Origin of the sequence: Hymenobacter volaticus (assembly GCF_022921055.1) — a bacterium.
GTDB classification, from domain to species: Bacteria; Bacteroidota; Bacteroidia; order Cytophagales; family Hymenobacteraceae; genus Hymenobacter; species Hymenobacter volaticus.
This window is the reverse complement of record NZ_CP095061.1, coordinates 1324424-1337031: the sequence shown is the minus strand read 5'-3', so window position 1 is coordinate 1337031 and position 12608 is coordinate 1324424. Positions and strand designations below refer to the sequence as shown.

General features: G+C 53.5%; 9 protein-coding genes. 4 read left to right on the top strand and 5 right to left on the bottom strand.

Translation table 11 applies throughout. The features are described 5' to 3' along the window. Positions 1 to 18: 18 nt before the first annotated feature. Positions 19 to 1257 (bottom strand): endonuclease/exonuclease/phosphatase family protein, encoded by a 1239-nt coding sequence (locus MUN86_RS05865; protein ID WP_245122890.1) that lies wholly within the window; start codon positions 1255 to 1257, stop codon positions 19 to 21. 138 nt (positions 1258 to 1395) lie between these two features. Here MUN86_RS05865 and MUN86_RS05860 point away from each other — a divergent pair, with 138 nt between their 5' ends. The 4 genes from MUN86_RS05860 (at position 1396) to MUN86_RS05845 (ending at position 6081) form a co-directional block, all read left to right on the top strand. Next, positions 1396 to 2013, top strand: coding sequence for a MarC family protein (locus MUN86_RS05860; RefSeq protein ID WP_245122888.1), 618 nt, complete (start codon positions 1396 to 1398; stop codon positions 2011 to 2013). Positions 2014 to 2257: 244 nt separating this feature from the next. After that, the gene (hemE, locus tag MUN86_RS05855) at positions 2258 to 3289 is read left to right on the top strand and encodes a uroporphyrinogen decarboxylase (RefSeq protein ID WP_245122887.1); all 1032 of its coding nucleotides are present in this window, start codon (positions 2258 to 2260) and stop codon (positions 3287 to 3289) included. Positions 3290 to 3917: 628 nt separating this feature from the next. Beyond that, a complete protein-coding gene (locus MUN86_RS05850; RefSeq protein WP_245122883.1) occupies positions 3918 to 4805 on the top strand; it encodes a DUF6056 family protein in 888 nt (295 codons plus the stop codon). A gap of 28 nt (positions 4806 to 4833) precedes the next feature. Then, the gene (locus tag MUN86_RS05845; protein ID WP_245122879.1) at positions 4834 to 6081 is read left to right on the top strand and encodes a M1 family aminopeptidase; all 1248 of its coding nucleotides are present in this window, start codon (positions 4834 to 4836) and stop codon (positions 6079 to 6081) included. A gap of 30 nt (positions 6082 to 6111) precedes the next feature. On the opposite strand, the gene MUN86_RS05840 is transcribed toward MUN86_RS05845, so the two are convergent. The 4 genes from MUN86_RS05840 to MUN86_RS05825 form a co-directional block, all read right to left on the bottom strand. Then, the gene (locus MUN86_RS05840; RefSeq protein WP_245122877.1) at positions 6112 to 7146 is read right to left on the bottom strand and encodes a bifunctional heptose 7-phosphate kinase/heptose 1-phosphate adenyltransferase; all 1035 of its coding nucleotides are present in this window, start codon (positions 7144 to 7146) and stop codon (positions 6112 to 6114) included. Positions 7147 to 7277: 131 nt separating this feature from the next. After that, positions 7278 to 8507, bottom strand: coding sequence for a pyridoxal phosphate-dependent aminotransferase (locus MUN86_RS05835; RefSeq protein ID WP_245122873.1), 1230 nt, complete (start codon positions 8505 to 8507; stop codon positions 7278 to 7280). 498 nt (positions 8508 to 9005) lie between these two features. Then, positions 9006 to 11096: a glycosyltransferase family 2 protein gene (locus MUN86_RS05830; RefSeq protein ID WP_245122870.1), complete on the bottom strand. Its 2091-nt coding sequence runs from the start codon at positions 11094 to 11096 to the stop codon at positions 9006 to 9008. A 128-nt stretch (positions 11097 to 11224) separates the two neighbouring features. Beyond that, positions 11225 to 12604 (bottom strand): aspartate kinase, encoded by a 1380-nt coding sequence (locus MUN86_RS05825; RefSeq protein WP_245122867.1) that lies wholly within the window; start codon positions 12602 to 12604, stop codon positions 11225 to 11227. Positions 12605 to 12608: the final 4 nt, after the last annotated feature.

The following is a 12608-nucleotide window of genomic DNA, read 5'->3' as shown; positions in this document are numbered from 1 at the left end:
ATTGCGTGAAGGGAAAGGTTAGCTTGTCACCTTTTTCCCCTCTTCAGCAGTGGTTGCCTCTTCCAATTCTTCCTCTACTTCTTCTTCGAAGCCTTCCCGGATTTTTTCGTTGGCTTCTTGGTAGTCGTCGGCGTCGGCTTGCTCGGCATTTTCTTCTTGCACCTTCTTATCTTGAGGCTCGTAGCTAAGCTTGATGTAGATGGGAAAATGGTCGGAGCCGACGTAAGGCAAACGCTGAATGTCATCGACCTTGAAGTCCGGCGACACAAATACGTGGTCGAGGGGCCAGCGCAGAGCCAAGTAATCGGCGTGAAATGTGGGAAGCAGGCCTCTGCCTACCCTTGGGTCCATGAGCCCACTAATCCGCCGAAACAATTCAGACGTGTGCGACCAGGCTACATCGTTCATGTCCCCAAAAACAATGGTGGGCTCTTCGTGCTCGTTTATTTCCTTGCCTACCAGTAGCAATTCCGCATCGCGCTTGGTACTGGTTTTAGATTCGGCGGGTGCTGGCGGCTTGGGATGTAGGCCGTAGAGGCGCACCCACGTTTTGCCGTCGGGCAACTGGATGCGCGTGTGCAGCGAGGGCACATCATCGTCGAGCAGGTATTTCACTTGGCATCCTTCCAGAGGCAGCCGGGAAAAGAACAGCAGCCCGTAGGTGTTGTCGAGGGGTTCGTGGCAGGTATACGGGTGTGTTTTTTCCAAGGGTTTCAACTCGCCATGCCACCACTCGTCGGTCTCAACTGCCATGATAACGTCGGGGTCAACTTGCTGAAGCACACGTAATGCCATGTCGCTGTGCTTGTTGTACTGTAGCACGTTCATCACGGCTAGGCTTATGTGCCGTTGCCCGTCTTTCAGGGTACTATCGCCCACCTGCTTTTTCACGATGGGAGTATAAGGCGAAATCCGTACCGTTTGATAAAGCACCACCGCGCCGAGTGCTGTCATTAGCCCTAGCCCCGCCCAACCCGGCAGTTGGTGCCAGCCGAGCAGCCACGCTGCGGCCACTACTAGCAGCGTCACGCCCACAATTTGTAAGCGGGGAAAGTCGAATACGCGAATCCACCATGCCGTTTGACGCAACAGGGGCAAGAGAGTAGCAACCACTGCCAGCAGGGCTAGCAGCAACGTAAGGCCATGCGCTAGCAGAATCCAGATAGGGGCGTCGAGTGTGGGCACGGGTGGGCTATAAGAGGTGTGTGAGAACGAGGAGCAGGCGGCGGCAATAGCACTTTGCAAGTACCACGCCATAGAAATAGAAGGTCGACTGTTGAATGCTCGTCTGTACGCTGACGCGGATTTACGGTTGACCTACCAAACATAACATTTTCCTGAATTGCTGCTTCTTCCTGGTCGTGTACCTTTGTATTTCCTTGCACCGGCTCCTTCATGGAAATACTACTCGCCACGTTCACCACGCTGTTTTCGGTCGTCAATCCTTTCGGCGCTATGCCCGTGTTTCTAACGTTAACTGAAGAAGACACGCCCAACGAGCGGGCCAACGTCGGCTTGCGGGCCTGCCTCTACATGGTGGGGGTGCTGGCGGTATCGTTTTTTGCGGGGCAATACGTGCTCAACTTTTTCGGCATCAATATCCATCACCTACGCATTGCGGGCGGCATCCTGCTCATGCGCTCCGCCTTCGATTTGCTTACCCCGGGCGGTAACCGCTCGAAAGTATCTGAGGCCACGCTGGAAGAAAGTATGCACAAAGACGACATATCTTTCACGCCGCTGGCCATGCCGATGCTTTCGGGACCGGGCTCGATGGCTGTGTGCATTGGCTTGTTTACCGAGAAGCTTAGCTACCTCGATATAGGCCTGATTGTGTTAGGCTTTGTGTTGGTAGCATTGGCCGCCTATGTTATTCTGATGTCGTCTTTGAGGTTGACTCGATTTTTGGGAAGGCCCGGTATGGCGGCATTGGCCCGCATCATGGGTTTTATTACGTTAGCTATTGGGGTGAATTTCCTGGCTACGGCGATTAAGGCGCTATTTCAGGAATAAAAAGCTTCTTATTTACTTTAGTAGCAACTGATGCCAACTTGCCCAAATGATGAGCTTACCTCTCATTTATGTGGCCGCTACTTAGTGCGCTCTAAGCCGTCTTTTAGTTTATCGAAGGACTCCGGGGTTCTAGCTGCCTTTGGAAGAACCCGGCTGTAACTACTCACCAATAAGCACTTCAAGGGCTCTTTGCTGCCATATTGTGTGGTACCTTGCGGCCGATTTCTCTGCCACTGCGCTTCTTATGCTCAAAAACGACCTTCTCCTCCGTGCCGCCCGCGGCGAAGAAACCGAACGCACTCCCGTATGGCTGATGCGCCAAGCAGGCCGCATCTTGCCTGAATATCGTGCCCTCCGCGGCCGGCTTAGCGGTTTCAAAGAGTTGGTGGAAACTCCTGCCTTGGCCGCCGAAGTAACCATCCAGCCCGTTGACGCACTCGACGTAGACGCCGCCATTATCTTCTCCGATATTCTGGTTGTGCCCGAAGCCATGGGCTTGACCTATGAAATGGTAGAAGCCAAGGGGCCGCTCTTTCCCGAAACCATTAAAAACGCGCACGATGTAGCCCGCATGCGCATTGCCGACCCGGAAGAGCATCTTGGCTACGTATTAGAGGCGATTCGCGTCACTAAACGCGCCCTCAATGGCCGGGTGCCGCTCATCGGCTTTGCAGGCGCCCCCTGGACTATTCTGGCGTACATGGTGGAAGGCCACGGCTCGAAAACTTTCAGCAAAGCGCGCCGCATGCTGTACGCCGAGCCAGCTCTAGCACACGAATTGCTCGCCAAAATCACGGCTACCACCATTGCCTACCTGAAAGCGCAAGTAGAAGCCGGCGCCAACATCGTGCAGGTGTTCGACTCTTGGGCCGGTATTCTGCCCCCCGCACACTACCAGGAATTCAGCACCCGCTACATTGCTGAAATTTGCCGAGCTATTCCTGAAGTACCCGTTACCGTATTTGCGAAAGGAGCCTTTTGGGCCGTAGAAGACTTTGCACAACTTCCCTGCCGCACTATTGGCCTCGACTGGAACCAGGATGCTCGCGCCGTGCGCCCACTCGTTGGCGACAAAACGCTACAAGGCAACCTCGACCCCTGCGCCCTGTACGGCTCCCGTGAGCAAGTGCGCGCCGCCGCTATTGCCATGCTCGACCAGTTTGGCCCACACCGCCATATCGCCAATCTCGGCCACGGCGTTTATCCCGACACCAATCCCGATAATGTGAAGGTGTTCATTGAAACGGTGAAAGAGTACAGCCCAAAGCTCCGCTAAGTATCGGCACCTTGCCGACCTTCAACCCTGTTTAGTGAACACGCAGCCCGCTATGTAGCGGGCTGCGTGTTATTTATGCTGTACTGTATCCGCTATGTGGTATTCGCGTTTGCTTCGTTGGATCGTCCGTTATCGAATAGAGCTTTTGGCATTTGGGATGGGGGTGGCATGGCTACCTTTTCTTATCCTTTGCCTATACATTCAGCCTTGCTTAGATGACTTTTCAACTTCCACAGTTGCGCTAACTTATGGAGTTTGGAAGGCACAGCCATATTTATTCCAGCATTGGTCAGGCCGCTACTTTACCAACTGCTTGCTATTTGTTGCTAACCCGCTAAGCTACCGGTGGCTAGCTGGCGTACAACTAACGGCCGTCATTAGCCAATTGCTGCGGATTGGGGTATTATATTTCGCTATTCGAACCCTAACAAGCTCACAACTACGACGAAGAGAATCGACCCTGCTTGCTGTAGGAATATCGTTGCTTTACACAGCTCTGGCACCCAATAAATTTTCATCTCTTTATTTCTTCACTGACTTTATTGTCTATCAGATTTCCATTTGGCTGATAGTTGTGGTACCACTGGCTGTGATGCGGTGGCACCACACTTCAAACCGGACAATTCGTGTGGCCTGGGGTCTTGTGGCTGTTTTGAGTGTAACAGCCGCCGCCGGTTCCAATGAACTTACACTCGTGCTATTGGGCTGGATAATGTTGGTAGCGGCGGGGCTCAGTGCCTACCGGCGGCAATGGCGTAGCCTACGTGTATGGTCTATTTTAGGGGCACTGCTACTCATATTTGGCACTCTATCATTGCTAGCTCCCGGCAACACCGGACGCCAACAGTTGGATAGCGGCCTGGTACCAGCTAGTTCCGTTTGGGAAGCTGCTTCGCGCTTGGTCGTGTTGCTACGCTATTTATTCGTAGAGCCAGCTTTTTTAGTGATACCTGCCCTGACGCTAATCCTTGGACCGCTGGCAGTGCGCATCATGCCTGCTCGGCCGCCGGGCCTGCGCTTGCCCCTTCTACTAGGTGCTGCCGTACTGGTAGGCGGTGTAGTACTGGCTACTATTCCTTATGCTCTTATGTGGGCCCGCGTACCTTTGCTTACACGCGCCACCAATGCCTTGGTGTGGTGGTGGCTGCTTGGGTGGATAGTAGCTGCTTGGGCCAGTATGCCATCCACCCCGGTACCCGTAGCCTCACCGGCAGTACGGATGCTACTTGGCCTCATGTTGTTTATCATACTGCTAATACCAAGTGGCCGCGCCTACCTCGATTTACGATACGACGCCCCGGAGTATGCGCGTCAGTGGCAATACCGATTCAGGGCACTGCGCCAAGCTAGCCGCACGCCTCATGTTCCCCTTGAAGTTCCTCCACTGCCACCTCTCACCAACCGCCTCACTTTCATGCCCCCCGACGACTTGTCTACCATGTACGGGTTCGGGGTGAACACACGGCTGGCTACCTGGTTTGGGGTAGACTCCGTACGGGTGGCAGTGCCACATTAGGCATTTGCTAGTTATTCAACTTTACTATATGAGACGATTTTTGCTGCTGTTTGTCCTTGTGTGGTGTGCACTCCACAGTGAGGCTCGCAACCAGGTGCGTGTACTACTCCGGGTACAACCGGAGACCAAACAGTTCTGGTGCCGCTACACGCTGATTCTGCCTGCTGAGGCAGCGTCCCCACAAGTTTTGCTTAATCTAAACAGGCAGTACAGAGTTCTTTCGGTACAAAGCCCAAGGGCTAAACAGCGCATCGAGCGCTATTTGTACCCTGTTTTTCAGGATACGATGCAAGGCATCAATCTTCGCTATGCTCCCCAAGATCGGCGGGCAAAGGAAGTTACCGTAACCTACGAGGGTACCCTAACGGCAAAGTTTGCCACCGACCAAGTACTAGAACTTAGTGGGCACACCAATTGGATGCCTCTCTTGCCTTATAAAGAGTACGAAATAGTTGACTACACGCTTGACGTGCAGACACCAGAAGCTTACTCTGTTATCAGCACTTCCTTGCCAACCAAACAGCATACCGGATTCTACCGTTTTCAAGGCACTACCTGCGCTATTGAACTCACAGCTCTGGTAGCTAAGCAGTTTCATCGGCTGGCTTCTTCTTCGGCTCTACCATCGGTTGTGGTGTATAAAGCAGGTGGCCCACTACTCAAAATGGACTCCTTACTACTGAGCGAGTCAGAACGGATTATTGGGTTTTATAATCAGTCTATTGGCCGTCAAGATGCCATTAAGCGTTTTTCCATCCTCCTTCCGAATACCGACCGTGACGCTTTTGCTATGCTCGACAACGCAACGGTCATCACGTATCCAGACTTTGATGTCCGGGAACTGGAATACCGAACGACTCTGGCGCACGAAATCAGTCACAAATGGTGGGGCTACGGTGCTTTCAGTGACTACAACGACTGGCTCAACGAAGCTTTTGCCACGTATTCAAGCTTTTTGTACCTGCGGTCCGTGGGTGATACTGCATCTTATCGGCAGTTACTGAATGCCAAGATCAAATCGGCGACCGGAGCTCCGGCTGTTATTGGGTTCGATAAGTCGAAGTACAATTATGCTACGTACCGTCGCGTGATTTACGATAAGGGCTCAGTGGTGCTAGCATTCTTGCACAACCGAGTGGGCGACGAGAAATTCTTCGCTATTCTGTCGGCAACGGCCGCGCAGAAAACTGCCACTACGGACGCTTTTTTAGACATTGTTGCCCAAGAAGTTGGCGAAGAAACCCGCCACTGGCTGAAGGCCGAGCTTACGCGGTAGTTCTTGCGTGTCAACTTAACGAATTGGCTGTTAGCGGCCTGTATATACTGGAAGCTGTAATCCTACTTCTTGGGCCTCTTCCAGTAACAGCTGTTTTTCAATCGGCACCACGCCTACCTGCTCGCAAACCAAGCCGCCACCAAGGTTAGCCAACGCCGCCGTGACAGCAGCTGACAGGTTTAGCGCCACGCACAACGCGGCAATACTAATGACGGTATCGCCGGCACCCGATACGTCGGAGATGGTGCGCAGGTGGGCAGGTAAATACGTGCGTTGCTCGTGCCCGTTCTCCACGAATACACCGCGCTCCGACAGCGTAACGAGCACAATTTCTGGCGTAAGTAGCTCGCGCAAGCGCGTGACGGCGGCTTCAAATTGCGGCCGGTCGGCATCAGTGTCGCTAAATTCCAACTTGAGGCCCTCGCGGAGTTCTTTTAAATTGGGTTTGAACAACGTGCAGTGCCCGTAAGCCAGAAAATTCTTTTTCTTGGGGTCAACTACAGTCGGGATGCCGCGCTGCCGAGCCAAGGCAATGAAGTGCTGAATGCTGGGCTCGGTAAGTACCCCCTTGTCGTAGTCTTCGAAAATCACGACATCAACCCGCGACAATAGCGCCTCGTAACGAGCCGTGAGCTGCGCGGCTTCTTCTACATTCAAGTCGGTTTCCACTTCCGAATCGATGCGGAGCAGGTGTTGCCCGGCGGCCAGAATACGCTGTTTCACAGTGGTAGGCCGGTACGTGCTGCGCACAATGCCTTCGGCGGAAAGGCCCGTAGTGCGCAGCAATTCTAGCAGTTGGTCACCGCCCTGGTCCTCCCCTATCACAGCACACAGCAAGGGCGTCGCGCCAAGCGCCTGCACATTCAAGGCCACGTTGGCCGCCCCGCCGAGACGCTGCTCGGTACGGCTCACGTTCACGACGGGCACTGGCGCTTCAGGTGAGAGGCGAGTGGCTTTGCCCCACACGTAAGCATCCATCATGACGTCGCCCACCACAAGCACGGTGAGCTGGTTGAATGCGTTGAAAAGTTCGGGAAGCGTGTTAGGAGCAGCAAGTAAAGGCATTCTGGCGATTTAGATATGGCCACAAAGGTACATGGTCCTACGAATTCCCTTGGTGGGTTCGTAGGACCATGTCCAGACAGTTGCAGCGAAATAGCAGCGGCTTTCGGAATACTATCCGGGCCAACAGCGACTTACTCTAGTGTTGCTAAGCTTTTCTTGATTCGAGCAAAGGCTTCGCGCAGCTTCTCATCGGCGGCAGCGGTGCTGAACCGGATACAGTTCGGTGCCCCAAACGCCCGACCGTCCACGGAAGCCACGTGGGCATCGCGCAAGATAAACAAGGCGAGGTCGTAAGCATTTTCAATGGTTTGGCCATCGGGGGCCGTTTTGCCAAAATAGCCGCTCACGTCCGGGAAGATATAGAATGCTCCGCTCGGAGTAGGCGTCCGGAGGCCCGGAATATCTTTCACCAAATCAAGCACTAAGTCGCGGCGGCGGTGGTAAGCTTGGGCCATTTCGTCGGCGGTGGCCCGGCCTCCTTGCAGCGCTACAATGGCGGCCCGTTGCGCAATGGAACACGTGCCGGAAGTAATCTGGCTCTGGATTTTCTCACAGGCGCACGCAATGTCTACGCTGGCCGCAATGTAACCCACGCGCCAGCCCGTCATGGCGTACCCTTTCGAAAAGCCATTGACGGTGATAACCCGGTCCTTGATTTCGTCGAATTGCGCAATGCTCACGTGTTCACCTACGAAGTTGATGTACTCGTAAATCTCATCGGCCAGCACGTATACGTGCGGGTTGCGGGCCACCACATCGGCAATGGCAGCCATTTCTTCCCGCGTAAACACCGCGCCGGTCGGGTTGCAGGGCGAAGAGTACATGATGAGCTTGGTACGCGGCGTGATGGCTGCTTCCAGTTGCGCCGCCGTGGCCTTGAAGTCGTCATCAATCGAGCCTACTAGCTCTACCGTAACTCCTTCCGCAAGCTTTACTATTTCGGTGTAGCTCACCCAATACGGCGCAAACACAATAACCTCGTCGCCGGGATTTACTAGGCTCAAAACCACGTTGGCCAATGACTGCTTGGCACCGGTACTAACGACAATGTTCTCGTTTTTGTACTCGAGGTTGTTGTCGCGCTTCAGCTTTTCGCAGATGGCCTTGCGCAGGTCAGGATAGCCGGGAACGGGCGTGTAGAAGGTATATCCTTCGTCGAGAGCAGCTTTGGCGGCATCCTTGATGTACTGGGGCGTTTGAAAATCTGGCTCGCCGAAGCCCAGATTGATAACATCAATACCTTGTGCGCTCAGTTCTCGGCCTTTTTTGACCATGGCAATGGTCTGCGATTCCTCCATGGCTAAAATCCGGTCGGATAGCATGGACGTGGGTGACTGAGCGAGCGTGACAGCTTGAGACATAACTACAAAGACGAATTGGTGAAGCGAGCGAATGTAATGAGTATAGGGTAAATTAACCAGCAGCAAAAAACGCTTTGCTACACAAGCTAAGCAGTACCTATTCGCTTTCTACAACGGCAAAACAAGCGTTGCCTCGCTCTCCTTATAAGTTGGCCATAGTAGCTGAGACCTTACTGGCTCGGATGAAACTCCTCGGCTAGAAAGCCGCTAGAATCTCTGAAAAGCCGGTTTCTGTATCACAGAACAGGCCTATAACCTTTCCGCAAATAGTATAGACCAAGCTAATTTATTCGGTGTGTTTACACCCGCTCAATCACCAAAGAATAATTATTTCTAACGATGCCTGTAACAGTTCCCAAAGCCTATTTTCACTAAAAAGCAGTAGAGGCCGATACACGATGTTTAATTGGCAAATCGTTAAAGTTCACCATTTCGCTTACACTATCCAGTAGCCAACTGCTTTAGGCTGCTCGACTAACTTCGGTTAATGCCCCTACTCTATTCGGTTCCCAACCACCGAAAACGGCGGAACAAGATGCTCACATCGGTGCTTGGCTCGTAGTCCTTGGCATAGAGCAATTCGAGGCGGCGGCGGGTGGCATCGGTAAGTGGGGTTGCGGCTTGTGCTACATCGGCCGGGGAAAGAATAGCGCGGGCCAAACGGCCAGGAGCCGCGGCGTGTAACATGCCCACCCAGGTACGCGTGCCGCCTAGCACGCGGAGGCAATTGCGCATGAAACCACCTTTGTTAACTTGAAAACCGAGCAGCAGCGGCGCGGCCAATAGCAGCAACAAACTCGCTAGAATATCCAACATGCGCTTGTTGCGCACTTGCTGCGGCCGAAACAGATTGAGCGTGATGTCGAGGGCGTAGTAGTCGCCGGGAACATCCTTAGACGAGCTACCAATGATGTATTGACTGTCTTGAGGCAATATTTTGTAGGCCACTGGCGGGTGTTGCGGCAAGCTCACCATCAACCCGATGATTTGGCTAGCCGACAAATCTTTACCACAGAAAATCAGCTCATCTAGGGCGTAAATGCGGATGATTTCGGCTAACTGCCGCACTTCGCCTAGTTGGTCGTCGGCAGGAAGTGGCGAGGCTGCTACGGCTACGGGCGCTTCTGCTACCGCAGTCATAAAGGCAGTTTCCAGCCTGGAAACACTTCCGCGAACGGGAACGATGGCGGCCGTAAGCAATCCATCTTCGCGTACTACGATATCGGGGCCAGCATCAGGGCTTATGTAGCCAATAAGACGAGCTTGCACGCCAGAGTGTTCCAACAGCCGACGCACACGCAAGCTTTCCACTGATGAGCCGACAATAGCTATGTTTTTCTGCCGCCGCTCGTTCAAGCGCAGGTCATGGTAGCGCAAGAAGTGCGTGGCCATCATCCTGAAAACAAGGGCCGCTACGGCCCATACCCCACCCAGTACAATCAGGGCCTTCGAGAAGCGCCACGCATCAAAGAAGTTACTGATAGCAGAAATCAAAACCGTCCCTAGGAAAATGCCGCGGGCAATCCGGGAAGTTTTACTAGGCTGGTCGTAGGCGCCGCTGAAGTAAGCCGACATAAGCCACACGAAGATGTAGGCCGGTACCGCTATCAGCATAAATTGCGCCGGGTACGGCGTACGCACAAACTTGTGGTTCTGCTCCCAATAGGTTTTCAAAAACGAAAGCCCTATATAAATCAGACCGGCATCGAGTAGGACGGGCGCAGCTTTGGTTATGAAACGCTCGACTATTGCCATGCCTGCCCGCAGCCAAATAGCCGCGTTGATGAGCAGCGAGAACATGCCCGCCTGCTTGGGCGCGAAGTGCTTGCGAGCGAAAATCACCATGGCCCGGTAGAACACGAACACGTAGTTGACGCTCGTGCGCTTGGTGCTTTCGCCTTTGTAATGAATGATGCGGGTGTGGGGGAAGTAGTAATTCTTCCACCCTCCCTGCGTAATGCGGTACGAGAGGTCGATGTCCTCGCCGTACATAAAATAATCTTCGTCGAGCAATCCTACTTGCTCTAGCGTCGCGTGGCGCATCATCATGAAGGCGCCGCTGAGCACCTCTACCTCATGGGTTTGGTCTTTGTCGAGAAACCCGAGGTGGTAGCGCCCAAACTGCCGCGACTTTGGGAACAGCTTGGCTAGCCCGAAGATTTTGTAGAATGCCACCCACGGCGTGGGCAGGCCGCGCTTGCTTTCGGGCAGAAACTTGCCCTGCCCGTCCAGCATCTTTACGCCTAGCCCACCAGCATTGGGATGGTCGTCCATGAAGGCGCAACAAGCCCGGAAGGTATCTTCTTCTACTACCGTATCAGGATTGAGGAGCAGCACATATTCTCCTTGCGCTTCCCGCAATGCCTGATTGTTGGCAACGGAAAACCCAGGATTGTCTTTGTTCTCAATCAGGATAATTTCCGGAAACCGAGTCCGTACCATGGCCACGGAGCCGTCCACCGAATTGTTGTCCACCACAAACACTTCGACCGGCTGTTCCAGCTTTTCCGCTGCCCGCCGCACCGAGAGTAACGCCTGCTCTAGGAAGTAGCAGACGTTGTAGTTGACAATGACGACAGATAGCTTCACGGGCGCAAAACGGACGGCTAATTCTGGAGAAGTAATGTAAGATACGTAGAGTTACGCCCCGGTACTATAGCTCCCAAACGGACGGGTTCCGGCCTCGGCTTCGCGATTTATTATTCATTTCATATGTATCAGAAAAACAGCGTTTTATTCAATGCAATAACGGCCGCCCGGAAGTCGGCGCGCGCAATTAGAAACTGAATGTTAACCTTGCGCAACGCAAAACCGGCGCTCAAGATGTTGATGTTGGCCTCGGCCAGAGCCCCGGCGGCCTTGGCAAGTAGGCCCGGCTGGTCGATGTTGGAGCCGATTAGGCACACCATAGCGGCCTTCTCCACGGTTATCTTTTCGTACTTTTCTTGCAGGTCCTGGACCAGCTTTTTGTTGAAATCCTTCTCCCAGATAACTACCGAAATACTGTTGGCGCTGGTAGCCTTGAAGCTGTAGCTGATGCCCAAGTCGTAGAAGGTTTGCATGATGTGCAGGTCGTAGCCGGCGGCGCCCACCATCAACGGGTCATACACATCAATGATTAGCACTTTTTCAGTACCCGTAATAACCTCCACGCGTTTGGTCGGCGACACGTAATCTTCGGTGATAAGGGTGCCGGGGTGCTCGGGCTCGAAGGTATTCTTGATGCGCAGGTTGATCTTGTTGATTTCCAGTGGCTTCGACGCCTTGGGGTGAATAGCTTCCATGCCCACGTCGGCCAATTGGTCGGCCACGTCGTAGTTGGTGAAGCCAATGGGTTCACAGTTGTCTACCCCCACCATCACGGGGTCGGCCGAGCACAGGTGGTACTCTTTGTGAATAATGGCTTCTTTGGGTTTCACGGCCACCGCTATTTTGCTGAAAGTAACTTCCGAGTAGCCCCTATCGAACTCACGCATAATACCCTCTGTACCTTTCACATAACCCGTGACAATGCAGATGGTTTCCGCGAAATTGATCCGCTTAAAGGCATGTCGAATACGCTGGTCGATGGTGTACGACTTATGGTCGTGAAAACCGCTCAAATCCACTAACGTGGCATTGATGCCGCGGTTTTGCAGGATATTTACCGAATTGAAGGCCGAATGCGTCTCGCCGATAGATGCCAAGATTTCACGGGCGGCTTGCAGGATGTTGTAGCTGCTCACGTAGCCAGAAGCCAAGATGTTGGTTAGGCTGTTGAGGTAAGTTTGCGCGTCCTGAATGCGCTGGTCAATAAAAGCATCGGCAACGGCCAGGTCCAATCCTAGGGGCTCGTACTGCCGGTTCAAGTTTTTGAGCTTGGTGGCTACCTCGGCCAAAGCCCGGTGGAACTTCTTGTGCTCGGTGATGCGGTGGTAGACGCCAGGTTCGCCGGTTTTCTTGTTTTCGAGCAGCCAGTTGGTAACTCCGGCATACGCCGACACCACAAAAATCCGGTTGTAGAGTTCGGCACCCGTGCGGTTGAATTCGATAATGTTGCGCAGCACGTCGCCGAAAGCACTCATCGACGTACCACCTATTTTTTCTACGGTAAGCATGAAA

Bases quoted from the DNA above. Each gene is read 5' to 3' on its own strand.
- MUN86_RS05865 (WP_245122890.1), bottom strand. From the start codon at position 1,257: ATGGCGTGGTACTTGCAAAGTGCTATTGCCGCCGCCTGCTCCTCGTTC.
- MUN86_RS05860 (WP_245122888.1), top strand. From the start codon at position 1,396: ATGGAAATACTACTCGCCACGTTCACCACGCTGTTTTCGGTCGTCAAT.
- hemE (WP_245122887.1), top strand. From the start codon at position 2,258: ATGCTCAAAAACGACCTTCTCCTCCGTGCCGCCCGCGGCGAAGAAACC.
- MUN86_RS05845 (WP_245122879.1), top strand. From the start codon at position 4,834: ATGAGACGATTTTTGCTGCTGTTTGTCCTTGTGTGGTGTGCACTCCAC.
- MUN86_RS05840 (WP_245122877.1), bottom strand. From the start codon at position 7,146: ATGCCTTTACTTGCTGCTCCTAACACGCTTCCCGAACTTTTCAACGCA.
- MUN86_RS05835 (WP_245122873.1), bottom strand. From the start codon at position 8,507: ATGTCTCAAGCTGTCACGCTCGCTCAGTCACCCACGTCCATGCTATCC.
- MUN86_RS05825 (WP_245122867.1), bottom strand. From the start codon at position 12,604: ATGCTTACCGTAGAAAAAATAGGTGGTACGTCGATGAGTGCTTTCGGC.